General features: G+C 69.3%; 19 protein-coding genes. 10 read left to right on the top strand and 9 right to left on the bottom strand.

What is annotated here, in order from left to right:
* Positions 1 to 33: 33 nt before the first annotated feature.
* Positions 34 to 1113, top strand: coding sequence for a calcium/sodium antiporter (locus ACFOJE_RS17170; protein ID WP_377815871.1), 1080 nt, complete (start codon positions 34 to 36; stop codon positions 1111 to 1113).
* 24 nt (positions 1114 to 1137) lie between these two features.
* On the opposite strand, the gene ACFOJE_RS17165 is transcribed toward ACFOJE_RS17170, so the two are convergent.
* The 3 genes from ACFOJE_RS17165 to ACFOJE_RS17155 all read right to left on the bottom strand — a co-directional run bounded on the left by ACFOJE_RS17165 (position 1138) and on the right by ACFOJE_RS17155 (position 4052).
* Positions 1138 to 2079 (bottom strand): AEC family transporter, encoded by a 942-nt coding sequence (locus tag ACFOJE_RS17165; RefSeq protein ID WP_377815870.1) that lies wholly within the window; start codon positions 2077 to 2079, stop codon positions 1138 to 1140.
* A gap of 160 nt (positions 2080 to 2239) precedes the next feature.
* Positions 2240 to 2797, bottom strand: coding sequence for a response regulator transcription factor (locus tag ACFOJE_RS17160; protein WP_377815869.1), 558 nt, complete (start codon positions 2795 to 2797; stop codon positions 2240 to 2242).
* Positions 2790 to 4052 carry an ATP-binding protein gene (locus tag ACFOJE_RS17155; RefSeq protein WP_377815868.1) on the bottom strand — a complete coding sequence of 421 codons (1263 nt, stop codon included), beginning with the start codon at positions 4050 to 4052 and terminating at the stop codon, positions 2790 to 2792. Before ACFOJE_RS17155 ends, ACFOJE_RS17160 begins: the two co-directional genes overlap by 8 nt.
* 150 nt (positions 4053 to 4202) lie before the next feature.
* On the opposite strand from ACFOJE_RS17155, the gene ACFOJE_RS17150 reads away from it, so the two are divergent.
* The 6 genes from ACFOJE_RS17150 to ACFOJE_RS17125 all read left to right on the top strand — a co-directional run bounded on the left by ACFOJE_RS17150 (position 4203) and on the right by ACFOJE_RS17125 (position 10602).
* Positions 4203 to 4916, top strand: coding sequence for an SIMPL domain-containing protein (locus ACFOJE_RS17150; protein WP_377816329.1), 714 nt, complete (start codon positions 4203 to 4205; stop codon positions 4914 to 4916).
* Positions 4917 to 5008: 92 nt separating this feature from the next.
* Positions 5009 to 6610, top strand: coding sequence for an ABC transporter substrate-binding protein (locus ACFOJE_RS17145; protein ID WP_377815867.1), 1602 nt, complete (start codon positions 5009 to 5011; stop codon positions 6608 to 6610).
* A 103-nt stretch (positions 6611 to 6713) separates the two neighbouring features.
* Positions 6714 to 7724 (top strand): ABC transporter permease subunit, encoded by a 1011-nt coding sequence (locus ACFOJE_RS17140; protein ID WP_377815865.1) that lies wholly within the window; start codon positions 6714 to 6716, stop codon positions 7722 to 7724.
* A 36-nt stretch (positions 7725 to 7760) separates the two neighbouring features.
* The gene (locus ACFOJE_RS17135; protein WP_377815864.1) at positions 7761 to 8666 is read left to right on the top strand and encodes an ABC transporter permease subunit; all 906 of its coding nucleotides are present in this window, start codon (positions 7761 to 7763) and stop codon (positions 8664 to 8666) included.
* Between the two features lie 8 nt (positions 8667 to 8674).
* Positions 8675 to 9637, top strand: coding sequence for an ABC transporter ATP-binding protein (locus ACFOJE_RS17130; protein ID WP_377815863.1), 963 nt, complete (start codon positions 8675 to 8677; stop codon positions 9635 to 9637).
* Entirely contained in the window at positions 9634 to 10602 is a 969-nt protein-coding gene (locus ACFOJE_RS17125; protein ID WP_377815862.1) for a peptide ABC transporter ATP-binding protein, read from the top strand. Before ACFOJE_RS17130 ends, ACFOJE_RS17125 begins: the two co-directional genes overlap by 4 nt.
* Before the next feature lie 755 nt (positions 10603 to 11357).
* Here the strand turns inward: ACFOJE_RS17125 and ACFOJE_RS17120 are convergent.
* The 5 genes from ACFOJE_RS17120 to ACFOJE_RS17100 form a co-directional block, all read right to left on the bottom strand.
* The gene (locus ACFOJE_RS17120) at positions 11358 to 12278 is read right to left on the bottom strand and encodes a 5-oxoprolinase subunit C family protein (protein ID WP_377815861.1); all 921 of its coding nucleotides are present in this window, start codon (positions 12276 to 12278) and stop codon (positions 11358 to 11360) included.
* Positions 12275 to 12952: a 5-oxoprolinase subunit PxpB gene (gene pxpB / locus ACFOJE_RS17115; protein WP_377815860.1), complete on the bottom strand. Its 678-nt coding sequence runs from the start codon at positions 12950 to 12952 to the stop codon at positions 12275 to 12277. Before pxpB ends, ACFOJE_RS17120 begins: the two co-directional genes overlap by 4 nt.
* Positions 12949 to 13695, bottom strand: a complete 747-nt coding sequence (locus tag ACFOJE_RS17110; RefSeq protein ID WP_377815859.1) for a 5-oxoprolinase subunit PxpA — start codon at positions 13693 to 13695, stop codon at positions 12949 to 12951. Before ACFOJE_RS17110 ends, pxpB begins: the two co-directional genes overlap by 4 nt.
* Positions 13696 to 13786: 91 nt before the next feature.
* The gene (locus tag ACFOJE_RS17105) at positions 13787 to 16174 is read right to left on the bottom strand and encodes a PepSY domain-containing protein (RefSeq protein ID WP_377815858.1); all 2388 of its coding nucleotides are present in this window, start codon (positions 16172 to 16174) and stop codon (positions 13787 to 13789) included.
* A 225-nt stretch (positions 16175 to 16399) separates the two neighbouring features.
* A complete protein-coding gene (locus tag ACFOJE_RS17100) occupies positions 16400 to 18589 on the bottom strand; it encodes a TonB-dependent receptor (RefSeq protein ID WP_377815856.1) in 2190 nt (729 codons plus the stop codon).
* Between the two features lie 186 nt (positions 18590 to 18775).
* Between ACFOJE_RS17100 and ACFOJE_RS17095 the strand changes: the two genes are divergently transcribed.
* The gene (locus tag ACFOJE_RS17095) at positions 18776 to 19456 is read left to right on the top strand and encodes a Fe2+-dependent dioxygenase (protein WP_377815855.1); all 681 of its coding nucleotides are present in this window, start codon (positions 18776 to 18778) and stop codon (positions 19454 to 19456) included.
* Positions 19457 to 19466: 10 nt separating this feature from the next.
* Entirely contained in the window at positions 19467 to 20237 is a 771-nt protein-coding gene (locus tag ACFOJE_RS17090) for a tetratricopeptide repeat protein (RefSeq protein ID WP_377815854.1), read from the top strand.
* A 112-nt stretch (positions 20238 to 20349) separates the two neighbouring features.
* On the opposite strand, the gene ACFOJE_RS17085 is transcribed toward ACFOJE_RS17090, so the two are convergent.
* On the bottom strand, positions 20350 to 21513 hold the full coding sequence (locus ACFOJE_RS17085; RefSeq protein WP_377815853.1) for a type III PLP-dependent enzyme: 1164 nt from the start codon (positions 21511 to 21513) through the stop codon (positions 20350 to 20352).
* A 420-nt stretch (positions 21514 to 21933) separates the two neighbouring features.
* Here ACFOJE_RS17085 and ACFOJE_RS17080 point away from each other — a divergent pair, with 420 nt between their 5' ends.
* Entirely contained in the window at positions 21934 to 23517 is a 1584-nt protein-coding gene (locus ACFOJE_RS17080) for a peptide chain release factor 3 (RefSeq protein ID WP_377815852.1), read from the top strand.
* The last annotated feature ends 8 nt before the right edge of the window (positions 23518 to 23525 follow it).

Raw genomic sequence — 23525 nt, 5'->3', positions numbered from 1 at the left:
CCCAGCGCCGCCGACCGCGGCTTCGGAGACAGCATGACCCTGATGATCCTCGTCAACCTGATCGCCGGCCTGGCGTTGCTGGTCATCGGCGCCGAGGCCCTGGTCCGCGGCGCCTCGCGTCTGGCGGCCCGGTTCGGCATCCCGCCGCTGATCATCGGCCTGACCGTGGTGGCCTTCGGCACCAGCGCCCCGGAGATGGCGGTGAGCATCCAGTCGGCCAACCACGGCCAGGGCGACATCTCGGTCGGCAACGTGGTCGGCAGCAACATCTTCAACGTGCTGATGATTCTTGGCCTGTCGGCGCTGGTCATTCCCCTGAGCGTATCGCGCCAGCTGATCCGCCTGGACGTGCCCACCATGATCGGCGCCAGTCTGCTGGCCTGGTTGCTGGCCGAGGACCAGCGCTACGGCCGGCTAGACGGTCTGCTACTGTTCGCCGGCATCCTCGCCTATACCGCCCTGCAGATCCGCAGCGGCCTGCGGGCGCGGAACGGCGCGGGTAGCGAGTTCGACGCGGAGTACGGCGAACGGGTGGAAGGTCGCCTGGCGATTCTCGGCCACCTGTTCTTCGTCGTCGCGGGACTGGCCATGCTGGTCTGGGGCGCGGACCTGCTGGTCGACGGCGCGGTGGCCCTGGCCCGGGAACTCGGCCTCTCGGAGCTGGTGATCGGCCTGACCATCGTCGCCGCCGGCACCTCGCTGCCGGAGCTGGCCACCTCGGTGGTGGCCGCCCTCAAGGGCGAGCGCGATATCGCGGTGGGCAACATCGTCGGCAGCAACATCTTCAACCTGCTGGCGGTCCTCGGCGTGGCGGCGATGGTCTCGCCCGTGCCGATCAGCGTGTCGCCCAACGCCCTGGCCTTCGACTACCCGGTGATGACCGCGGTGGCGCTGGCCTGCCTGCCGATCTTCTTCACCGGCTACCGGATCAATCGCTGGGAAGGCCTGCTGTTCCTCGGCTACTACCTGGCCTACCTCGCCTATCAGGTGCTCTTCGCCGCCGGCGCCGCCACCGTCGCCACGCTTTACGACGCCCTGGTCTGGTACGCCCTGCCCGTCACCACGCTGATCCTGCTGGGGACTTCCGCCCGCGCCTGGCAGCTGCAGCGCTGAGCCGGATCGGTTCCCGCGGCCGGCTCAGATCCAGCCGGCCCACTGCAGGACGAAGATGCCGATGTTGGTGGTGACCGCCGCCAGCAGGGTGGTGATCACCACGATGCCCGCCGCCAACTGGTGATTGCCGCCGGCCGCCTTGGCCATGACGAAGCTCACCGCTGCGGTCGGGCTGGCGAAGTACAGGAAGAGGATGCCCAGCTCGGCGCCGCGGAAGCCCCACAGCCAGGCGCCGAGGGTCGCCAGCAGCGGCAGCCAGACCATCTTCAGCAGGCTGGCGCTGAGCGCCAGCGCGCCGCTCTCGCGCAGGGCCGAGAGGGTCAGGGTGCCGCCGATGCAGATCAGCGCCAGCGGCAGGGTCATCCGTGCGAAGTAGTCGCCCGAGGTGGCCAACCAGTCCGGCAGGGCGATCCGCCAGTAGGCGAACGGGATCGCCGCCAGCACGCCGAGGATCAGCGGATTGCCGAAGATGCTCTTGGCCAGACTCCAGACATCGGTCTTGCCGTTCGGGCTGTAGAACGCCAGAACCAGGGCAGCGAGCACGTTGTAGACCAGGATCACCTCGCCGGCCAGCACCCCGCCCAGCGACAGGCCGTAGTCGCCGTACAGGCTGGCGGCCAGAGCCAGACCGACGATGCCGTTGTTGCCGCGGAACGCCCCCTGGGTGAAGACCCCGCGGTCGGCACGGGGACAGCGCCACAGCGACCAGGCCCAGGCGAGCAGGAAGGAGCCGAGCGAAGCCAGGGCGAAGTAGGCGAACACCGCCGGCCGCAGCGCCGCATCCAGGTCGGCGCGCAGGATGGCGAGAAACAGCATGACCGGCATGGTGCCCTTGAACACCAAGGCCGAGGCCGTGTTGATGAACGGTCCGTCGATCCAGCCCACGCGCTTCAGCCAGGTACCGAGAAACAGCATGGCGAACACCGGCGCCGTGATGGCCAGGGTCTGTGAGAACAACGCGAGCATGGGAGAAACATCCGGAGAACGACGGGCGCCTATCATAACGGGCCGCGCCCAGGGCCGGCTGCTACGAACGGCTACGCGCTCCGCCCCACCACGCTCGGGCGCGGCGGGCGGACCGGAAAAGAAGCGTGGACAGCGGCGGCCGCGGGGCCGCCGCTAGGGCTCAGCGGCGTACCGGACGCTTCTGCAGCTTGCGCTGCAGGGTGCGCCGGTGCATGCCCAGGGCTCGGGCGGTGGCGGAGATGTTGCCGTCGTGCTCGTTCAGCACGCGCTGGATGTGTTCCCACTGCAGGCGATCCACCGACATCGGGTTCTCCGGCACCAGCGAATCCAGGTCGGCATGCTCGGAGAGCAGCGCGGTGAGCACGTCGTCGGCGTCGGCCGGCTTGCACAGGTAGTTGCAGGCCCCGCGCTTGATCGCCTCCACCGCGGTGGCGATGCTCGAATAGCCGGTGAGGATCAGCACGCGCATCTCCGCATCCAGTTCGAGCAGCTTGGGCAGCAGGACCAACCCGGAGTCGCCGGCCATCTTCAGATCCAGCACGGCGTAGTCCGGAACGTCCTGACGGGCCAGCATCAGGCCCTCCTCCGCCGAGCTGGCGCAGCTGACCCGGAAGCCGCGACGCATCATCGCCCGCGCCATCACCCGGGTGAAGGTCGGATCGTCGTCGACCAGCAGCAGATGGGGCTGTTCTTCGCCCTCGTGCAGATGTTCAGTCATGTTCGTCTCCAGGGACCAGGCGCGGCAGGCGCAGCTCGGTGAGCGTGCCGCCCTCCTCGTGATTGTAGAGCTTCACCGAACCGCCGGCGCGGGTCACGCTGGCCTGGCTGAGGAACAAGCCGAGGCCGAACCCCTTGCCCTTGGTGGTGAAGAAGGGTTTGCCGATCTGCTCGGCGATCGCCAACGGCACTCCCTCGCCATGATTGCGGATGCTGATGCACAGCTCGGCGGCGTCCCAGTCGAGATAGATCTCCAGGTCCTCCGGGCAGGCATCGGCGGCGTTGTTCAGCAGGTTCAACAGCGCCTGGGTCAGGTCCGGCGGCGGCGCCAGCCGCGGCATGGCGCCCTTGCCACGGATCTCGTAGGAGTAGCTGGCCTCGGGACGCATCAGGTGCCAGCGGTTCAGCGCGGTTTCCAGCCAGGTCGCGGCGCCCTGCATCTCCACCGCCTGCCGGCGGTCGGCCTCGGCGGCGCGCACCAGTTGCTGCAGGGTGTCCTTGCACAGCTGGACCTGCTCCTGGAGCAGGGCCAGATCCTCCTGCAGCAGCGGATCGTCGTGCTCGCGGCGCAGCTCCTTGATCAGCACGCTCATGGTCGCCAGCGGCGTACCCAGCTCGTGGGCGGCGCCGGCGGCCTGAGTCGCCACCGCCAGCAACTGCTGGTCGCGCATGCTCTCCTCGCGCCGCTGCGCCTGGGAGCGCTCCTGGCGGCGCAGCTCGCCGGCCATGCGCGAGACGAAGAAGGTGATCAGCCCGGCGGCCAGGGCGACGCTCAGCCACATGCCGTAGATCAGCAGGGAGGCGCGATGCCCCTGCTCCAGGCTGATCGGGGCGTACCACTCGAGCAGGGCGGTGTAGCCGACCAGCGCCAGGCCGGAGAGCAGCACCGAATAGAGCCAGGGCAGGGTCGCCGCGGCGATGGTCAGCGGCACCAGGTAATAGGCGACGAAGGGGTTGGTCGGGCCGCCGGAGAAATACAGCAGCACGCTGTGGATGACCAGGTCGCAGGCCAGGTGCCCGGCGTATTCCGGCTCGGTGACCGGCCACTCGGCGCGCAGGCGCAGGGCAGTGAACAGGCAGAGCCCGGCGGACACGCTGAGGGTGACGCTCAGGGCCAGCCAGGGCAGCGGCAACAGGTGGGTCAGCCAGGCCACCCCCACCGAGCCGGCCTGGGCCGCGAGCACGAGGATGCGGATGAGCAGGAGTCGGCGGAGATTCTGACGGCTGGCCGACAACATGTGGACGGGTGCGAGCATGGACTTCGATCAGGCTGCCGTTGTGCCAGCGAGTATACCCAAAAGGACGCCGGCGTCCCGTTGATGTGTGGCAACCGGACGCAACGGCTACTGCGCTCGGGCTCCTTTGCGGCTACATTGATGGCACTGTCCCTGCATGAGTCCGATGCCATGATCGTCCCCTTCCGCCGTGCCGGCCTCCTCGCGCTCGCCGTGCTGGCCAGCCTTCCGGCCCTGGCCGACAGCGCCGCGCCCCGCTACAACCAGGTCTCCCTGCGCGCAGAGGTCAGCCGCGAGGTGCCCCACGACCTGATGCAGGTGAACCTCTACAGCGAGGTCCAGCACGCCGACGCCAGCCAGCTCGCCGGCGAGACCACCCGCCGCCTCAACGCCGCGGTGGAGCGCGCGCGCAAGGCCCAAGGGGTGAAGATCAGCCTCGGCAGCCGCAACAGCTATCCGGTCTACGACAAGGACGGCAGCCGCATCGTCGCCTGGCGCGAGCGGGCCAACCTGCACCTGGAGAGCACCGACTTCTCCGCCCTCTCCCAGCTCACCGCCGATCTGCTCGGCGACCTGAAGATGGGCGGCATGGAGTTCGCCGTCGCCGACGCCACCCGTCGCAAGCACGAGGACGAACTGCTGCGCGAGGCCGTCGCCGCCTTCAAGGCACGCGCCCAGCTGGCCACCGAGGCCCTCGGCGCGCACGGCTACCGGCTGGTCAACCTGGACCTGAACGGCAGCGGCATGCACCCGCCGATCCCCATGCGCGCTGCTGCGATGAAGAGCATGGGCCAGTTGGAGGCGGCCCAGCCGCAGGAAATCGAGGCCGGCACCAGCCAGGTCGGCATCAATGCCGAGGGCGTGATCGAGGTGCAGATGCCCTGAGAGCCTGCTCGTGACTCGAACGGGCCCTGCGGTGTTTTCCCGGCGCGCCGGGCCCGTTTAGAGTGACGCCAACACCCCGACCGGATCGCCCCATGCCCCGCCCTCTGATCGCCCTCGCCTGCGCCGGCCTGCTCGCCGGCGCCGTCCAGGCTGCGCCGAGCAGCCTGGTGGTGTGCACTGAAGCCAGCCCGGAGGGCTTCGACATCGCCCAGTACACCGCCGCGACCAGCGCCGACGCCTCCGCCGAGACGGTGTTCGACCGCCTGCTGCGCTTCGCCCCCGGCAGCGCCGAGCTGGTTCCGGGCCTGGCCGAGCGCTGGGAGATCTCCGCCGACGGCCGCGAATACACCTTCCACCTGCGCCGCGACGTGCAGTTCCAGCGCACGCCCTGGTTCGTCCCGAGCCGGCCGCTCAACGCCGACGACGTGATCTGGAGCTTCCGCCGCCAGATCGACCCCGCGCATCCCTGGCATGCCCTCTCGCCGCGCGGCTTCCCCTACGCCGAGGCGATGGCCCTGGGCGAGCTGATCGAGCGCATCGACCGGCTCGACGACCATCGCGTGCGCTTCGTCCTGCGCCACCCCGAGGCGCCCTTCCTGGCCGACCTGGCGATGTCCTTCGCCTCCATCTACCCGGCCGAGTACGCCGACCGCCTGCTGGCCGCCGGCACTCCGGAGAAGCTCAACAACCAGCCGGTGGGCAGCGGCCCGTTCGTCTTCGAGCGCTACGAGAAGGACGCCCAGGTGCGCTTCCACCGCCACCCGGAGCACTGGGCCGGTGCGCCGGCCATCGAGCGCCTGATCCTGGCCATCACCCCCGAACCCAACGTGCGGGTGCAGAAGCTCAAGGCCGGCGACTGCCAGATCGCCCTCGCCCCGCGTCCGGTGGACATCCCCGGCCTGCGCCGCGACGGGCGCCTGCGGGTGCTGGAAGGCGAGCCGCTGCTGATCGCCTACGTCGGCATCAACACCCGCCATCCGCCGCTGGACGACGTGCGCGTGCGCCAGGCGCTGAACCTCGCCTTCGACAAGTCGGCCTACCTGCGCGCCCAGTACGGCGAAGGCGGCGCCATTCCGGCGGTGGCGCCCTACCCGCCGAACCTGTGGGGTTCCGACCCGGGCCTGCAGGGCTGGCCCTACGACCCGGAGCGGGCCCGCCGGCTGCTGGCCGAGGCCGGCCACGCCGGGGGCCTGAAGCTCAGCATCTGGACCCGCCCCGGCGGCGGGCCGAGCAACCCCAACCCCGGCATCGGCGCGCAGATGCTGCAGGCCGATCTGGCCGCCATCGGCATCGAGGCGCGCATCCAGGTGCTGGAATGGGGCGAGCTGATCCAGCGCGCCAAGCGCGGCGAGCACGACCTGATATTCATGGGCTGGGCCGGCGACAACGGCGACCCGGACAACTTCCTCACTCCCAACCTGTCCTGCGCCGCGGCCGCCTCCGGCGAGAACCAGGCCGGCTGGTGCAACCGGGAATTCGACGACCTGCTGCGCGAAGCCCGCCAGAACGCCGACCAGAACCAGCGCGCCGCGCTCTACCGCCGCGCCCTGGCGATATTCCACCGGCAAGCGCCGTGGATTCCCCTGGCCCACCCCCGGGAGTTCGCCGCCGTGCGCCGGGACGTCGAGGGCTTCGTGGTCAGCCCGCTGGGCACCAACAGCTTCGCCGGCGTCAGACGCACCCCGTCCCCGTAGAAGCCCGCCGGAAAAGTCGGCCGGCCGCCGGCAGCTTTCGGCGCCGGTCGTGGCATGATGGGGACCTCGATCGGACTCCCCGGCCAATGGAGCTTCGCCAGCCATGCTGTCCTTCCTCGCCCGCCGCCTCGGGCTGCTGATCCCCACCTTCTTCGGCGTGACCCTGCTGACCTTCGCGCTGATCCGCCTGATTCCCGGCGACCCAGTGGAGGTGATGATGGGCGAGCGCCGCCTCGATCCGGCCGCCCACGCCCAGGCCATGCAGCGCCTGGGGCTGGACCGGCCGCTGGCCGAGCAGTACCTGGCCTACCTCGGCCAGCTGGCCCGGGGCGATCTGGGCCAGTCCCTGCGCAGCCACGACGGCGTGTGGCACGAATTCCTCGAACTGTTCCCCGCCACCGTCGAGCTGGCCTGCGCCGCCCTGCTGTTCGCCGGGGTGTTCGGCGTGCTCGCCGGGACCGTCGCCGCCCTGCGCCGCGGCAAGCCACTCGACCACGGGGTGATGGGGCTGGCGCTGGCCGGCTACTCGATGCCGATCTTCTGGTGGGGGCTGATCCTGATCATGTTCTTCTCCGTGGAGCTGGGCTGGACGCCGGTGTCAGGGCGTCTCGACCTGCTCTACGACGTGGAGCCCGTGACCGGTTTCATGCTCGTCGACACCCTGCTCAGCGAGGAACGGGGCGCCTTCCTCGACGCCCTGCGCCACCTGCTCCTGCCGGCCATCGTGCTCGGCACCATCCCCCTGGCGGTGATCGCCCGCATGACCCGCTCGGCGATGCTCGAGGTGCTGCGCGAGGACTACATCCGCAGCGCCCGCGCCCGCGGCCTGTCGCCGGCGCGGGTGGTGTTTATCCACGCCCTGCGCAACGCGCTGATCCCGGTGATGACGGTGTTCGGCCTGCAGGTCGGCGCGCTGCTCTCCGGCGCCGTGCTCACCGAGACCATCTTCGCCTGGCCGGGAATCGGCAAGTGGCTGATCGAGGCCATCGGCGCCCGCGACTACCCGGTGGTGCAGAACGGCATCCTGCTGATCGCCGCGCTGGTCATCCTGGTCAACTTCACCGTGGACATCCTCTATGGCCTGGTCAACCCGCGCATTCGCCACCGGCGCTGAGGGCCGTGCCATGATCGCTCCCACCGAGACCTCTGCATGAACCGCCCCGTCACTCCCGAACTGTTAGAGCCGGCCTACCCCTCGCCCCTGCGCGAGTTCTGCGCCGCCTTCGCCCGCAACCGCGGCGCCCTCGGCGGACTGCTGTTCCTCATGTTGCTGGTGGTCTGCGCCCTGTTCGCCCCGCTGCTCGCCCCCTTCGATCCGGCCGTGCAGCACCGCGCCTTCCTGCTCGTCCCGCCGGCCTGGCTGGAGGGCGGCCAGGCGCAGTTCCTGCTCGGCACCGACGAGCTGGGCCGCGACCTGCTCTCGCGGCTGATCTTCGGGGCTCGCCTGTCGCTGTCCATCGGCCTGGCCTCGGTGCTGCTGTCGCTGCTGCCCGGCGTGCTCCTGGGCCTCGCCGCCGGCTTCTTCCCGAAGTGGCTGGGGCCCTCGATCATGCGCATGACGGACATCATGCTGGCGCTGCCCTCGCTGCTGCTGGCGGTGGCCGTCGTCGCGGTGCTCGGGCCGGGGCTGCTGAACACCGTGCTGGCCATCGCCGTCGTCTCGCTGCCGGCCTACGTGCGCCTGACCCGCGCCGCGGTGCTCGGCGAGATCGACCGCGACTACGTCACCGCCAGCCGGCTGGCCGGCGCCGGGCCGCTGCGCCTGATGTTCGTCAGCGTGCTGCCGAACTGCCTGGCGCCGCTGATCGTACAGGCCACCCTGAGCTTCTCCGCGGCGATTCTCGACGCCGCCGCCCTCGGCTTCCTCGGCCTCGGCGTACAACCGCCGACCCCGGAATGGGGCACCATGCTCGCCTCGGCCCGCGACTACATCGAGCGCGCCTGGTGGGTGGTGACCCTGCCCGGCCTGACCATCCTGCTCAGCGTGCTGGCCATCAACCTGCTGGGCGACGGCCTGCGCGACGCGCTGGACCCGAAACTGAAGAACGCCGCCTGAGGAGCCCCATGAGCCTGCTGGAAATCGACAACCTCAGCGTGCGCTTCGGCGCCGACGCGCCGCCGGTGGTGGACGGGCTGGACCTGCGCCTGGATGCCGGCGAGGTGCTGGCCATCGTCGGCGAGTCCGGCTCCGGCAAGTCCATGGCCATGCTCGCCCTGCTCGGCCTGGTCGATCCGCCCGGGCGGGTCGCGGCCGACCGCCTGCGGTTCGCCGGGGAAGACCTGCTCCGCCTCGGGGGGCGCGCCCGCCGGCGTCTGCTCGGCAAGGAACTGGCGCTGGTCTTCCAGGACCCGCTGGCCGCCCTCGACCCCAGCTACACCGTGGGCTTCCAGTTGGTCGAGGTGCTCCGCCAGCACCTCGGCCTGCGCGGCGCAGCCGCCCGCCGGCGCGCCCTGGAGCTGCTCGAGCAGGTGGAGATCCCGGCCGCCGCCAGCCGGCTGAAGGCTTACCCGCACCAGCTCTCCGGCGGCATGGCCCAGCGCGTCGCCATCGCCCTGGCCATCGCCGGCGAGCCGCGCCTCTTGATCGCCGACGAACCCACCACCGCCCTCGACGTGACCATCCAGGCACAGATCATGGAGCTGCTGCTGAATCTGCAGCGCGAGCGCGGCATGGCCCTGCTGCTGATCAGCCACGACCTCGCCGTGGTCGCCGAATGCGCCGAGCGGGTCTGCGTGATGTACGCCGGCCAGGCGGTGGAGAGCGGCCCGCTGCCCGAGCTGTTCGACGCCCCGGCGCACCCCTACACCGAGGCGCTGCTGGCCGCCCTGCCCGAGCCCGGCCGGAAGCGCCTGGCCAGCCTGCCGGGCGTGGTCCCCGGTCGCTACGACCGTCCCCACGGCTGCCTGCTGGCACCGCGCTGCCCCTACGTGCAGGACGACTGCCGCGCCCACCGCCCACCGCTGGAAGCCAAGCGCCAGGGCCTGGCGCGCTGCTATCACCCGCGCAACCAGGAGAACCCGGCATGAACCCGGTGCTGATCGCCCGCCAGTTGACCCGCCACTACCGCGTCCCCCGCGGCCTGCTGCGCCCCGCCGCGACCCTGCAGGCGCTGAACGGCGTGTCCTTCGAACTGGCCGCCGGGCAGACCCTGGCGGTGGTCGGCGAATCCGGCTGCGGCAAGTCGACCCTGGCCCGTGCCCTGACCCTGATCGAGGAGCCCAGCGCCGGCTCCCTGCAGATCGCCGGGCGGGAAGCCGCTGGCGCCGACCGCGCCGCGCTGAAGGCGCTGCGCCGCGACGTGCAGATGGTCTTCCAGAACCCCTACGCCTCTCTCAATCCGCGACGCAAGATCGGCGACCAGCTGGCCGAACCGCTGCTGATCAACACCGACCTCTCCCGCGCCGAACGCCACCGACGGGTGCTGGCCATGCTGCAGCAGGTCGGCCTGCGCCCCGAGCATTACCGACGCTATCCGCACATGTTCTCCGGCGGCCAGCGCCAGCGCATCGCCATTGCCCGGGCGATGATGCTGCATCCCAAGGTGCTGGTGGCCGACGAGCCGACCTCCGCGCTGGACGTGTCGATCCAGGCCCAGGTGCTCAACCTGTTCATGGACCTGCAGGAGGAGTTCGCCACCGCCTACGTGTTCATCTCCCACAACCTGGCGGTGGTGCGGCAGATCGCCGACCGGCTGCTGGTGATGTACCTGGGCCGGGCCATGGAGACCGGCCCGGCCGAGCGCATCTACCAGCGGCCGCTGCACCCCTACACCCAGGCGCTGCTGGCGGCCACGCCCAGGCTGCATGGCGAACCGCAGCGGGAACGGGTCCGCCTGGCCGGGGAGCCGCCGAATCCCCTCGCGCCGCCCGCCGGCTGCGTGTTCCATCCGCGCTGCCCGTATGCGACGGAGCGCTGCCGGGGGGACGTGCCGCCGCTGCGGGAGGTGGATGGGCGGGAAGTGGCTTGCCATTATGCGGAGCGGTTCGTTTGAGTCTTTTGGGCTCGGGCTTCACTTTTCGGCGCAATGACGGCGCGCTTTCCTCGGCTTTCGACGACAGATTTCGCCTTGCACGGCGAGCTCCTTTCTTCTTGCCTGCCCAAGAAGAAAGGAACCAAAGAAGAAGGACACCCGACATCCGGGTCTGACCGCTTCGCGGCCAGACTTCCCTCGCTCCGGCGCTGCTCCGGGGGCACGTCACGAAGGGACGTCCCTGTCCCTTCGTGACTCGCTCGGCACAGCGCCTGCACTCGGCCTCCTGACGGGACCGGGGAGGGGCCTGCCCCCTCGCAAGACAACGTTCCGGATCCAGCTGCCGGTTCAAAGCCCAGCCCTTTCAAGGTCTTCAGCGGTTCTTGCCGGCAAAAATCGGAGCAGATTTATCTGCGATGGGCAGCGAAAGTAGATGCATCGCGAATGAGTTCGCTCCCTACCCGAATCCTCAGGCGACGCCGAACGCTCCCTTCAGCAGGCCGAGCGGAGTCGTCACGGAAGGGGTTGAGCCGCAGGGATGTGGCGAAAGGCCCGATTGGCCATGGATGGCCCTTCGGGCCGGGCCCCTGGAGTGGCGACGGAGGGAGGGAACCCCGCCACAGGCGGGGCCGGATGATGGGGGCAAGCGGTTTTGGTTACTTTTGGCGCGCCAAAAGTGACTCGCCGTGCCAGGCGAAATCTGTCGGTCGGGCCGAGGAAAGCGCAGCGTCCTGGCAACCGGGAATCGAGCCCACACTCCCGGAGCCAACGAAGAGTCAGCGCCCAAAGAACCGATAAAACGCCCTCAGCTCTTCCTGCACCCGACCCACCTTCACCCGCTCGAACCGCACCACCCGATGCGCCGGGCTCTGCGCCAGCAACCCCAGATCCAGCGGGTGCACCCAGCCGAGAATCGGATAGCCGCCCATGGTCTGCCGGTCCGCCAGCAGCACGATCGGCTGCCCGTCCGGCGGCACCTGGACGGCCCCGCCGGCCACGCCCAGCGACCACTGCCGCCGCGGCGGGCGCAGCGGCTCGCCGATGAGGCGCGCGCCCATCCGGTCCGACTGCGGGCTCAGGCGCCAGGGCCGCTCGAGGAAGGCGCGGCGCTCCTCTTCGGCGAAGTCCGCGGCGTCCCCACCCAGCATCACCCGCAGGCGCGGCTCGGTGCGATAGTCCGGGACGAAGCGCCAGGGCACGCTCTGCCCGCCGGAGCGGTCGGCCGGGTCGCAGGGCAGCAGATCCCCGGCGCGCAGGGCTCGGCCGTGGCCGTCCGGCCCGCCCAGCCCCTCACGGACCTGGGTGGCCACGCTGCCCAGCACGGGCCCGACGCGAAAACCGCCGGCCACCGCCAGGTAGCCGCGCTGGCCGCTGCGGGCGAAGCCGAGGGCCAGGCGCTGCCCGGCGCGCAGGGGAAAGCGCGACCAGCAGGGCAGCGGCTCGCCGTCCAGCGTGAGCGGCAGCTCGGCGCCACAGCAAGCCGCCCAGGTGTCCACGTCGCTCTCCAGCTCGACGCCGCCCAGGGCGATCTCCAGCAGCGGCGTGCCCCAGGGGTTGTCCAGCAGTCGGTTGGCCCAGGCCGCAGCGTGCGGGTCCACCGGCCCGGAAGGCGAGACGCCGAGGTGCTGCCAGCCCAGGCGGCCGCCGTCCTGCAGCAGGCTCAGGGGGCCCGGGCGGATCACCTTGAGGCCCGTCACGGCGCGCCGCCCTCGGCGCGGTAGGTCGCCTCGTCGACGGCGAAAAAGCGCACCCGGTCGCCCACCGCGAGCGAACAGGGCGGCTCGGCAGCGGCGTCGAACAGCCGCCTAGGGCAGCGGCCGATCAGGTGCCAACCGCCCGGCGAGGCCTGCGGGTAGACCGCCGTCTGCCGCTCGGCGATGGCCAGGGAACCGGCCGGCACGCGGGTACGCGGGTCGGCCCGGCGCGGCAGGGCCAGGCGCGCGTCCAGCTCGCCCAAGTAGGCGAAACCCGGGGCGAAGCCGATGGCGCCGACGCGGTATTCCACGGCGCTGTGCCGGGCGATCACCTCGGCCTCGCCCAGGCCGCAGGCGCGGGCCACCGCCGGCAGGTCCTCGCCGGCGTACCAGATGGGGATCTCGTGCAGACGCCCGCTCCGCGGGACCTGGACCAGGGTGCGCCAGTCCTCGAGCAGCGGCTCCAGACGCGCGGAGAGCCGAAGGTGGTCGGTGCGCAGCAGATCGAAATGCAGCAGCAGGGTGGTCCAGCCCGGCACCAGATCGACGATCAGCGCCCCCAGCTCCAGCTGGATGCGGTCGGCCAGGGCGGCGATGCGCAGCGGCAGGTCGGCCTCGGGCCGTTCAGCCAGGACCAGCAGCAGCGCCTCGGCGCCGGCGGGTTCGAGACGGATCACAGGCAGGCCAGCGCCGCCCGCAGACGGCGCAGCACGGCCAGGGACTCGGCGTTGTCGCCGTGCACGCAGAGGCTGTCGGCGTGCAGCCGCAGCGGCCTGCCGTCGAGGTCCGGGAAGGGTTCGCCGCGGGCGATGGCCACCCCCTGGGCGAGGATGCGCTCGGGGTCGTGGTGCACCGCGCCGCTCAGGCGCCGCGGCGCCAGCCGACCGTCGGCGAGGTAGGCGCGGTCGGCGAAGGCCTCGAACAGCAGCGGCACGCCGGCGGACTCGGCCAGGCGCCGCTCGCGGCCGTTGTCGGCGAGGGCCAGGACCATCAGCGGCAGGCCGGGGCGGAAGGCGGCGCAGGCCTCGAGCACGGCGGTGAGCAGCGCGTCGTCGACCACCAGGTCGTTGTACAGCGCGCCGTGCGGCTTGACGTAGTCGATCCGGGTCCCGGCGGCGCGGCAGAAGGCGTCCAGCGCGCCGAGCTGGTACAGCACCTGGGCCTTCACCTCTTCCGCCGTGCAGTCCAGGTGGCGGCGACCGAAGCCGGCCAGGTCCGGATAGGCCGGGTGCGCGCCGATGCGGACGCCGTGCCGCACAGCGAGGGCCACGCTGCGCTGGATGGTCAGTGGGTCGCCGGCATGGAAGCCGCAGGCCAGGTTGGCCTGGTCGATCAGCGGCATGGCCAGCGCGTCGTTGCCCATCTTCCAGGCCCCGAAGCTTTCGCCCATGTCGCAGTTGAGAAGGATGGTCGTGCCCATGGGCTGCTGTCCTGAAGGTGGGATCGTTCGGGACGTTAGCTTGCGATGCCGGCGCGGTGCCCGCAAGCGCCGCGCCGGCCGGGCACCAGGCTCAGTACACGTCGCGCCGGTAGCGGCCCTCGTCGCGCAGGCGCTCCACGGCCGGGTCGCCGAGCACCTCCCGCAGCACCGCGTCGACGCCCGCGGCCATGCCCTGCAGGCTGCCGCAGACGTAGATGGCCGCGCCCCGGTCGAGCCAGGCGCGCAGCTCCTCGGCCGACTCGCGCAGGCGGTCCTGCACGTAGACCTTGCGCTCCTGGTCGCGGGAGAAGGCCAGGTCCAGGCGCTCCAGCTCGCCGCCGGCGCGCCAGCGCAGCAGCTCCTCGCCGCAGAGGAAGTCGTGAGTCGCGCTGCGCTCGCCGAACAGCAGCCAGTTGTGCTTCCGGCCGGCGGCGATGCGCGCCTTGAGCAGGCTGCGCAGCCCGGCGAGGCCGCTGCCGTTGCCGATCAGGATCAGCGGACGGTCGTCCGCCGGGGCATGGAAGCCGGCATTGGGACGCAGGCGCAGCGGCACCGTCTGCCCCACCGCCAACTGCTCGCCGAGCCAGCCGGAACACAGCCCCAGGCGCCCGTCGGTGCGCACCACTCGACGCACCAGCAGCTCCAGCGCGCCGTCCTCGGTCAGCGAGGCGATGGAGTAGCGGCGCGGCGGCACGTTCGCCTGCGGCGGCTGGATCTCCACCAGATCGCCGGCCTCCCAGCGCTGCCCCGGCGGGATGGCGAAGGCCAGCCGCCAGATCGGCTCCGCGCTGCTGCCCGGGTTGAGGCAGTCGCGCTCGACCAGCCGCCATTCGCCAAAGCCCTCCTCGCCCGGTGCCGCCGCCGGTGCCCGGCCGGTCAGCTCGCCGAGCCGGTTGCGCCAGCGCTGCAGGACCGCGGCGTCGCCGTTGTCCGCCTCCAGCGGGGCGAACAGGCTGCGTGCGCCCTGCGCCTGCAGCCAGCCGTTCAGCTGCCGGGCGAAGCCGCAGAAGCGCTGGTACTGGCGGTCGCCTAGCCCGAGCAGGGCGTATTCCAGCTGGCTCAGGTCGAACCGTCCGCCGAGCACCCGGTTCACGAAGCCGCGGGCGCTGTCCGGCGCCTCGCCGTCGCCGAAGGTGCTGACCACGAACAGGGCGCGCCCGGCCTGGCTCAGCGCCTGTCCGTCGAGCTCGCCCAGCGGGCGCACCTGCACCGCCTGGCCGGCAGCCTGCAGCTGGCCGGCGGTCTGCCAGGCCAGGCGCTCGGCGAAACCGCTCTGGCTGGCGAAGCCGATCAGCCACGGCCGCCCGACGCCGGCCGGGGCCGGTGCCAGCGCCTGGCGGCTGGCCTCGACGGCGCGGCGCTGACGCCGGCGGTCGAGATAGAGCAGCCAGCCGGTGACGAAGAACAGCGGCATGCTCAGGCTGGCCAGCAGCATCAGCACGCGGCCGGGATGGCCGAAATACTCGCCGGTGTGCAGTGCATAGACGCTCGCCAGCAGCCGGCCGGTGACGCTCTTGTCGGCGTAGCGCTGGTGCTTGAGCACGGCACCGCTGTGGACGTCCAGCTCCAGACGGTCGAAGGCGCGGCCGTGCGGCGCATCGTCGGGGAGATACATGATCTGCAGCGGCTGGCCGGGACGCTCGGGCAGGCGCAGGTTGGCCAGACGGTAATCGTCCCCCGCGCTCTGGCGGAAGGCGCTCCAGGCCGGAGCGAGGTTCGGCGACGGGCGCGGCGCCTGCACCGCATTCCCCTCGGGCCGCATCCCCGGCGGCGGTCCGCGGCGTCCGCCCGGCCCGCCGTGCTGCGGCGCCGGCTCGCCGACCAGGGCGTGCAGGCCGTTGCGATACCAGTCGTAGGACCAGTACAGGCCGGTCAGGGAGGCCAGCAGATAGAACAGCAGGCACCAGGTGCCGGCCACCGCGTGCAGGTCCCAGAGGAAGGCGCGCCCCTTGCGCCGCCAGTCCAGGGTCAGCCAGGCGCGCCAGGCGCCCGCCTGCCGTGGCCAGCGCAGGTAGAGGCCGGACAGGCAGAGGAACACCAGGCCTAGGACCGCCGCCCCGGTGATCGCCTTGCCGGTGTCGCCGATGGCCAGCCAGCGGTGCAGCTGCATGACGACGCGGAAGAACTCGGTGCCCCGTGCCGCGCCGAGCAGCTCGCCGCTGTAGGGGTCGGCGTAGAGCGTCTCGCCGCGGGGACCGCCGCCGCTGACGTTGACCTTGACCGCCTCCTGCGGATCGGCGGAGAGGATCAGGCCGAGCACCTGGCGCCCGCCCAGTTGCTCGTCGAGGCGGCCAAGCAGCTCGTCCGGCGCGAGCGTCCGGGCTCCGGACGGCGGCGTGACGCTGACCACGCCCGGATTGAGCAGGCCGAGCAGCTCGTCCTGGTAGGACAGCCCGGCGCCGGTCACACCCATCAGCGCCAGCACCAGCCCGGCGCTGATGCCCAGCAGCCAGTGCAACTGGAAAAGGATCTTCTTCACCACGTGGGTCCACCTGATCGATACGCCGCGCCTGCGGCACGCCTGGATTCGTTGCGCGGCCGGCGGCCGCAGGGCACCACCGGAACGGCGGTGCCGGGCGATTCTATTCGGGAGGGATTATCAACAACCCGGATTTACCCAATCTTTACCCCGTCCTTACAGAGCGCGTGCGGGGGCCGGACGTGACGAGGCCGCCCGCAGGCGGCCCCGTTCGACGCCGCTGCGTCAGAAGTGCAGGTTGGTGCTGAGCAGCGCCGTGCGGCCCGGCGCCACGTGGACCATGTGCGAGGTGTAGACCTGGTCGAAGTAGCGCTTGTCGGTCAGGTTCTGCACGTTCAGCTGCAGGTCCAGGTGCTTGTTCAGCCGGTAGCCGACCATGGCATCGAAGCGCCAGTAGTCGGGCACCCGGATGTAGTTGGCCGTGTCGCCGTAGCGGGAGTCGACATAGTTGGCGCCGCCGCCGACGGTCAGGTCGGGCAGTACCTTGTAGGTGCTCCAGAGGCTCATGCTGCTCTTCGGCGCGCTGGGCACCTGGTTGCCCTTGTCGGTCCCCTTGAGGATCTCGCTGTCGAGGTAGGTGTAGCTGCCGAAGACCTGCCAGTTGCGCGTGATGTTGCCGGTCAGCCCCAGCTCGAAGCCCTGGATCTCGGTCGCGCCGATGTTCTTCGGCAGGCCGTTCTCGTCGTTGATCTTCGCGTTGGTCTTGCGGGTGCGGAACAGCGCCGCGTCCAGCCGCAGCCGTTCGTGGAAGAGATCCCACTTGGTGCCGAACTCGATGTTGCGGTTGCGCTCGGGCTTCAGATCCGCGGTGTTGTAGGCGATGTCCTGGGAGCCCGAACCCGAGGTTTCCCCCACCGGGTTGGTGGAGGTGGACCAGGCCACGTAGACGCTGCCGTTGGGCAGCGGGTTGAACACCAGACCGGTCTGGTAGCTCCAGAACTGGGTGTTGTTGCGCAGGTCGAAGTCGCCGGCCGGCTGCCCGGTACGGGTATTGCCGTTGCTGTAGCCGCTGGCGTGGGTCCGGAAGTTGTCGTGGCGCACGCCCAGGTTCAGCGACCACTGCTCGTTGAACTTCAGGGTGTCGAACAGGTAGACGCCGGTGGTCGTGGTGTGGGTGTCGGTGTAGGCCTTGCCCTCGGTGATGGTGCCGACCCAGCCCTGTTGGTAGACCGGGTCGTAGAGGCTGGTGCAGTTGGTCGGATCGACCAGGCAGTTGCCGCTGCCGCCGCCGGTGATGCTGTAGGGGCGGTTGTGGATGTCCTCGCCGCTGAATTCGAGCCCGCCGACCATGGTGTGCTCGATGAAGCCGGTATCGAAGTGGGCGTTCATCGCGGTCTGGTTGACCCAGCCCTTGGCCATCGAGTTGCGGCTCTTGAGCGAGCGGTAGACGTAGCCCTTGTCCACGTTGCCCTTGGAGTCGTCCGGGTTGGTGGTGATGTAGTCCAGACTGGTGTGGACCACGCGGAAGCTGTTGGACAGGGTCACGTGCTCGTTGAGGTCGTGCTCGAGCTTGAAGGTGCCGGAATCGCTGGTGCTGTGCCGGTAATCGTCGCTGGTCCCGTAGAAGTTGCTGCGGCTGACGTCGGCGGCCCGGCGATGGGTGCTCCCGCTCTTGCCGGTCAGCGGTATGCCGTAGTCCGGCGTGTCGTTCGTGTGCATGTGGTTATAGGACAGGGTCGCCCGGGTCGGCGTGGTGAGGCCGAAGCTCAGGGTCGGCGCCACGCCCCAGCGCTTGACGTCCACCTCGTCGCGGCCGGCGACATTGGCGTCGTGCCGCATCAGGTTCAGGCGCCCGGCGACCTGGTCGGAGAACTGGTAGTTGCCGTCCAGGGTGGTACGGTTGGTCTGGTCGGTACCGAAGGTCTGGCTGATGTCGAGGAACTTGCCGCGCTTGGCGGTCTTGCTGATCAGGTTGAGGCTGCCGCCGGTGGAACCGGCGCCGGTGTAGGCCGAACCCGGTCCCTTGCTCACTTCCACCTGCTCGATGTTGTACATCTCGCGGCTCTGGGTGGCGACGTCGCGCAGGCCGTCGATGAACACGTCGCTCTCGGCGTTGAAACCGCGGATGATCGGCCGGTCGCCCGCCGGGTTGCCGCCCTCGCCGGCGCCGAAGGTGATGCCCGAGGTGGTGCGCAGGGCGTCGGTCAGGGTCATCGCGTTGGTGTCCTTGATGACCTGCTTGGGAATGATGGTGATCGACTTGGGCGTCTCGCGCAGCGGCGCGGTGAGCTTGTTCGACGCGGACTCGGGCCGGTAGTCCCCCTCCTCCACGCCCAGCACGGTATCCGTTCCCAGGGACAGGGCTTCGTCGCCGGCGGCCTCCTCGGCCCCGACCGCGGAAAGCGCCGTCATGGCGCCCAGTGCAGAAACCAGTACACGCGGCACGGCGACCGGCCTTTCGATAGTACGCGACATTTCCCCTTCCCCCCGGATGGTGATGCGAATTGCTGATGCGCGCACTCTAAACAAGAACGCTTCTCAAATTCAACCGAAATGTTATGCCAAACGAGAAAAGTTAATTTTTAGTAAAGATCCCCATTTACCGAGCCAATCACAGGGAATTACTATTTGAGACAATTTCTCACTTGAGAGGCGATCACCATGCTGCTGCAGATTCCGGGCGTGTTTTCCCGAGACGAAATCCGCCGTATCCGCCAGGCGCTGGACCAGGCGAACTGGCAGGACGGCAAGCTCACTGCCGGCTACCAGTCGGCCAGGGCCAAGCACAACCTGCAGCTGGCCGAGGACGATCCGCTGGCCCGCGAGATCGCCGAAGCGATGCTCGAGCGGCTGTGGCAGAACCCGCTGTTCATGTCCGCCGCGCTGCCGCACAAGGTGTTCCCGCCGCTGTTCAACTGCTACACCGACGGCGGCACCTTCGGCTTCCACATCGACAACGCGGTGCGCCAGGTACGGGGCTCCGTCGAGCGGGTGCGCACCGACCTGTCCTCCACCCTGTTCTTCAGCGACCCGGACGAGTACGACGGCGGCGAGCTGGTGATCCAAGACACCTACGGCACCCAGCGGGTGAAGCTGCCGGCCGGCGACCTGGTGCTCTATCCGAGCACCAGCATCCACAAGGTCGAGCCGGTCACCCGCGGCGCCCGCTACGCCTCCTTCTTCTGGACCCAGAGCCTGGTCCGCGAGGACTCCCAGCGCACCCTGCTATTCGAGATGGATCAGGCGATCCAGAACCTGTCCCGCGACGTGCCGGAGCATCCGGCGCTGATCCAGCTGACCGGCACCTACCACAACCTGCTGCGGCGCTGGGGCGAGGTCTGAGCGGGTCGCCATGAGCCACATCCTGTACCGCATCGAGGAGGACGACGCGGCCCTCCCCGAGCCCGGCGAGCCGGTGCGCGCCGCCCGCTGGATCCTCGCCGCCGCCGAAGCCGGCGAGCTGGAGGCCCTGGCCCTGCTGGGGCAGATTCTCCTGGACGGCAACGGCATCCAGCGCGATCCGGCGCTGGCCCGAACCTGGTTCGCCATCGCCGCCGGCCGCGGCCATGCCATGGCCGGCAACATGCTGGGGCGCTGCCTGGAGCTGGGCTGGGGCGGTGCCGTCGACCTGGCCGCCGCAGCCCGCTGCTACCGCCAGGCAGCGGAACGCGGCCTGGACTGGGGCATGTACAACTACGCCAACCTGCTGGCCACCGGCCGAGGGGTCGAGCGCGACCAGGCCGGGGCCTTGATCTGGTACCGGCGCGCCGCCGAGCGGGGGCATGCCAAGTCGATGAACCTGGTCGGTCGCTATTACGAGGAAGGCCGCACGGTGCCGCGGGATTCTCAGGCCGCCTTCGCTTGGTACCGGCGCTCGGCCGAAGCGGGGGATTTCCGCGGCCAGTTCAGCTATGCGTCGGTGCTGGCCGATCGCGGCCGCTGGGACGAAGCGCGGCACTGGCTGCGCCAGGCGCTCGCCCTCGGCCATCTGCGCTTCCTGCGCCGGGCCCGTGACGAACTGCTGCGAGCCGCCTTCCCGCAATTCGCCGATATCGCCCAGGCCTACGTGCAGCGCTGCGCCGAGCTGGAGACCGAAGAGGCGGCAGCTCTCTCTGCCCCGTGACGGCAGATCGGTCCGTTGCTCGCTCAGGCATCGCCACTGAATCGGGCCCCAGGGGCTCCAAACGAAAACGCCGCGACGAGTCGCGGCGTTGTTTCGTCAGGGAAGCGTCCCGTCAGATGTAGTAGGCCTTCAGCGGCGGGAAGCCGTTGAACTCCACCGCGCTGTAGCTGGTGGTGTAGGCGCCGGTCGACAGCCAGTAGAGGCGGTCGCCGCTGGCCAGATTGAGGGGCAGCCCGTACTTGTAGTTCTCGTACATGATATCAGCGCTGTCGCAGGTCGGGCCGGCGATCACCACCTCTTCCATCTCGCCCTTCTTCTCGGTCCAGATGGGGTACTTGATGGCTTCGTCCATGGTCTCGATCAGGCCGGAGAACTTGCCCACGTCGGTATAGACCCAGCGCTCCACGGCGGTGCGCGACTTGCGCGCCACCAGCACCACTTCGCTGACCAGGATGCCGGAGTTGGCGATCAGCGAACGGCCCGGCTCGAGGATGATCTCCGGCAGGTCGTCGCCGAAATCTTCCTTGAGGAAGCGGATGATCTCCTCGGCGTAGGTCTCCAGGCTGTTGGTGCGCTGGATGTAGTTGGCCGGGAAGCCGCCCCCCATGTTGATCATTTTCAGCTGGATGCCATCTTCTTCCTTGAGGCGCTCGAAGATCACCTTGACCTTGGCGATGGCGGCGTCCCACACGTCGATGTCGCGCTGCTGGCTGCCGACGTGGAAGGAAATGCCGTAGGGCACCAGGCCCAACTGCTTGGCGAGGATCAGCAGGTCGAGGGCCATGTCCGGGTTGCAGCCGAACTTGCGCGACAGCGGCCAGTCGGCCGAATCGGAGCCCTCGGTGAGGATACGCACGTAGATCTTGGAGCCCGGGGCGGCCTTGGCGATGTTGCGCAGGTCGGCCTCGGAGTCGGTGGCGAACAGGCGCACGCCCTTCTCGTAGAAGTAGCGGACGTCGCGGGCCTTCTTGATGGTGTTGCCGTAGCTGATGCGCTCGGGACCGACGCCCTCGTTCATCACCTTGTCCAGCTCGTAGCGCGAGGCGATATCGAAGTTCGAACCCTTGTCCCTCAGCAGACGAACGATCTCGACCGCCGGGTTGGCCTTCACCGCGTAGTAGATCTTGGCGAAGGGAAAGCACTGCCCCAGTTCGTCATAGGACGTGGCGATGGTCTCGGTGTCGATGACCACGAAGGGGGTTTCCTGCTTGTCGGCGAACGCCTTCATGCGCTGGAAGGTGGCGGGTGGGTAGTAATCCTCGATCTTGATCGACATGCAAGAACTCCAATGGCAAAACACGGAAAGGATTGAAAAAGGGGTGTAATCGCGAACGCCTAATCCGTTTCCCCACTTTGGTTCGCCTACTTCCCAAGGCATGTCGCCGAAAGCAAAAAGGTCAACCGTGGATGCGGGTTGACCTTGCTGTCTCGTCGTCAGTACTTGAGCCGGATGGATCGTTTCCAGCATGGACGTTCGGCCGCGAACTTTAGGACCAAGGGGCCGGCAGATCAACCAGAAATTGCCACTCGGCCGACCTTGGTCTCGCCGTCGTTTCGGATTTGCAACGATGCGTGGGGAATGCTGCACGAAACCGCCATTCCGGGGGGCAGGCGGAAAGGCGCCGGGGCAGCATTTGACGTTATAATCCCCGCCTTTTTTGACAGACCGACTACTCGTCGACGGGTTCCTTTTCCGATGACCATTCAGGCCGCCGAAGTCGCGAAGCGCCGCACCTTCGCCATCATCTCCCACCCCGACGCGGGCAAAACCACCATCACCGAGAAGCTGCTCCTCATGGGTCAGGCGATCGCCGTCGCCGGCACGGTGAAATCGCGCAAGTCCGACCGCCACGCCACCTCCGACTGGATGGAGATGGAGAAGCAGCGCGGCATCTCGATCACCACCTCGGTGATGCAGTTCCCCTACCGCGAGCACATGATCAACCTGCTCGACACCCCCGGCCACGAGGACTTCTCGGAAGACACCTACCGCACCCTGACCGCGGTGGACTCGGCCTTGATGGTGCTCGACGGCGGTAAGGGCGTGGAACCGCGGACCATCGCCCTGATGGACGTCTGCCGCCTGCGCGACACGCCGATCGTCAGCTTCATCAACAAGCTCGACCGCGACATCCGCGACCCCATCGAACTGCTCGACGAGATCGAGGCGGTGCTGAAGATCAAGGCCGCGCCCATCACCTGGCCGATCGGCTGCTACAAGGACTTCAAGGGCGTCTACCACCTGGCCGAGGACAAGATCATCGTCTACGTGCCCGGCCACGGCCACGAGCGCATCGAGGTTCCGGTGATCCAGGGCCTGGATTCGGCCGAGGCGCGCGAGCACCTGGGCGACCTGTACGAGGGCTTCCTCGAGCAGCTGGAGCTAGTGCAGGGCGCCTGCCACGAGTTCGACCAGGACGCCTTCCTCCGGGGCGAGATGACCCCGGTGTTCTTCGGCACCGCGCTAGGCAACTTCGGCGTCGACCAGGTGCTCGACTCCATCGTCGACTGGGCGCCGCAGCCGCTGTCGCGCGCCGCCCACGAGCGGGTGGTGGAGCCGATCGAGGAGAAGTTCACCGGCTTCGTGTTCAAGATCCAGGCGAACATGGATCCCAAGCACCGCGACCGCATCGCCTTCATGCGCATCTGCTCGGGCAAGTACGAGAAGGGCATGAAGATGCGCCACGTGCGGATCAAGAAGGACCTGAAGATCGCCGACGCGCTGACCTTCTTCTCCAGCGAGCGCGAGATGCTGGAAGAGGCCTACGCCGGTGACATCATCGGCCTGCACAACCACGGCACCATCCAGATCGGCGATACCTTCAGCGAAGGCGAGACCCTCGGCTTCACCGGCATCCCGCACTTCGCCCCCGAGCTGTTCCGCCGCGTGCGCCTGAAGGACCCGCTCAAGTCCAAGCAGCTGCGCCAGGGCCTGCAGGAGCTGGCCGAGGAAGGCGCGACCCAGGTGTTCTTCCCCGAGCGCAGCAACGACATCATCCTCGGCGCGGTCGGCGTGCTGCAGTTCGACGTGGTGGCCAGCCGGCTGAAGGAAGAATACAAGGTCGAGTGCGCCTACGAGGCGGTCAACGTCTGGTCGGCGCGCTGGATCGAGTGCGAGGACAAGAAGAAGCTCGAAGACTTCAAGACCAAGGCTTTCGAAAACATCGCCATCGACGGCGGTGGCCACCTCACCTACCTGGCGCCGACCCGGGTCAACCTCAGTCTGATGGAGGAGCGCTGGCCGGACGTGAAATTCCGCGCCACCCGCGAGCACCACTGACCGCCCCG

The sequence above is a fragment of the Azotobacter bryophylli genome, assembly GCF_042643485.1.
Lineage (GTDB): Bacteria > Pseudomonadota > Gammaproteobacteria > Pseudomonadales > Pseudomonadaceae > Azotobacter > Azotobacter bryophylli.
This window is presented reverse-complemented; position numbering and strand designations above follow the sequence as displayed.

Bases quoted from the DNA above. Each gene is read 5' to 3' on its own strand.
- ACFOJE_RS17155 (WP_377815868.1), bottom strand. From the start codon at position 4,052: ATGCTCGCACCCGTCCACATGTTGTCGGCCAGCCGTCAGAATCTCCGC.
- ACFOJE_RS17090 (WP_377815854.1), top strand. From the start codon at position 19,467: ATGAGCCACATCCTGTACCGCATCGAGGAGGACGACGCGGCCCTCCCC.
- ACFOJE_RS17135 (WP_377815864.1), top strand. From the start codon at position 7,761: ATGAACCGCCCCGTCACTCCCGAACTGTTAGAGCCGGCCTACCCCTCG.
- ACFOJE_RS17130 (WP_377815863.1), top strand. From the start codon at position 8,675: ATGAGCCTGCTGGAAATCGACAACCTCAGCGTGCGCTTCGGCGCCGAC.
- ACFOJE_RS17085 (WP_377815853.1), bottom strand. From the start codon at position 21,513: ATGTCGATCAAGATCGAGGATTACTACCCACCCGCCACCTTCCAGCGC.
- ACFOJE_RS17150 (WP_377816329.1), top strand. From the start codon at position 4,203: ATGATCGTCCCCTTCCGCCGTGCCGGCCTCCTCGCGCTCGCCGTGCTG.
- ACFOJE_RS17145 (WP_377815867.1), top strand. From the start codon at position 5,009: ATGCCCCGCCCTCTGATCGCCCTCGCCTGCGCCGGCCTGCTCGCCGGC.
- ACFOJE_RS17170 (WP_377815871.1), top strand. From the start codon at position 34: ATGACCCTGATGATCCTCGTCAACCTGATCGCCGGCCTGGCGTTGCTG.
- ACFOJE_RS17160 (WP_377815869.1), bottom strand. From the start codon at position 2,797: ATGACTGAACATCTGCACGAGGGCGAAGAACAGCCCCATCTGCTGCTG.
- ACFOJE_RS17110 (WP_377815859.1), bottom strand. From the start codon at position 13,695: ATGGGCACGACCATCCTTCTCAACTGCGACATGGGCGAAAGCTTCGGG.
- ACFOJE_RS17080 (WP_377815852.1), top strand. From the start codon at position 21,934: ATGACCATTCAGGCCGCCGAAGTCGCGAAGCGCCGCACCTTCGCCATC.
- ACFOJE_RS17140 (WP_377815865.1), top strand. From the start codon at position 6,714: ATGCTGTCCTTCCTCGCCCGCCGCCTCGGGCTGCTGATCCCCACCTTC.
- ACFOJE_RS17100 (WP_377815856.1), bottom strand. From the start codon at position 18,589: ATGTCGCGTACTATCGAAAGGCCGGTCGCCGTGCCGCGTGTACTGGTT.
- ACFOJE_RS17095 (WP_377815855.1), top strand. From the start codon at position 18,776: ATGCTGCTGCAGATTCCGGGCGTGTTTTCCCGAGACGAAATCCGCCGT.
- ACFOJE_RS17165 (WP_377815870.1), bottom strand. From the start codon at position 2,079: ATGCTCGCGTTGTTCTCACAGACCCTGGCCATCACGGCGCCGGTGTTC.
- ACFOJE_RS17125 (WP_377815862.1), top strand. From the start codon at position 9,634: ATGAACCCGGTGCTGATCGCCCGCCAGTTGACCCGCCACTACCGCGTC.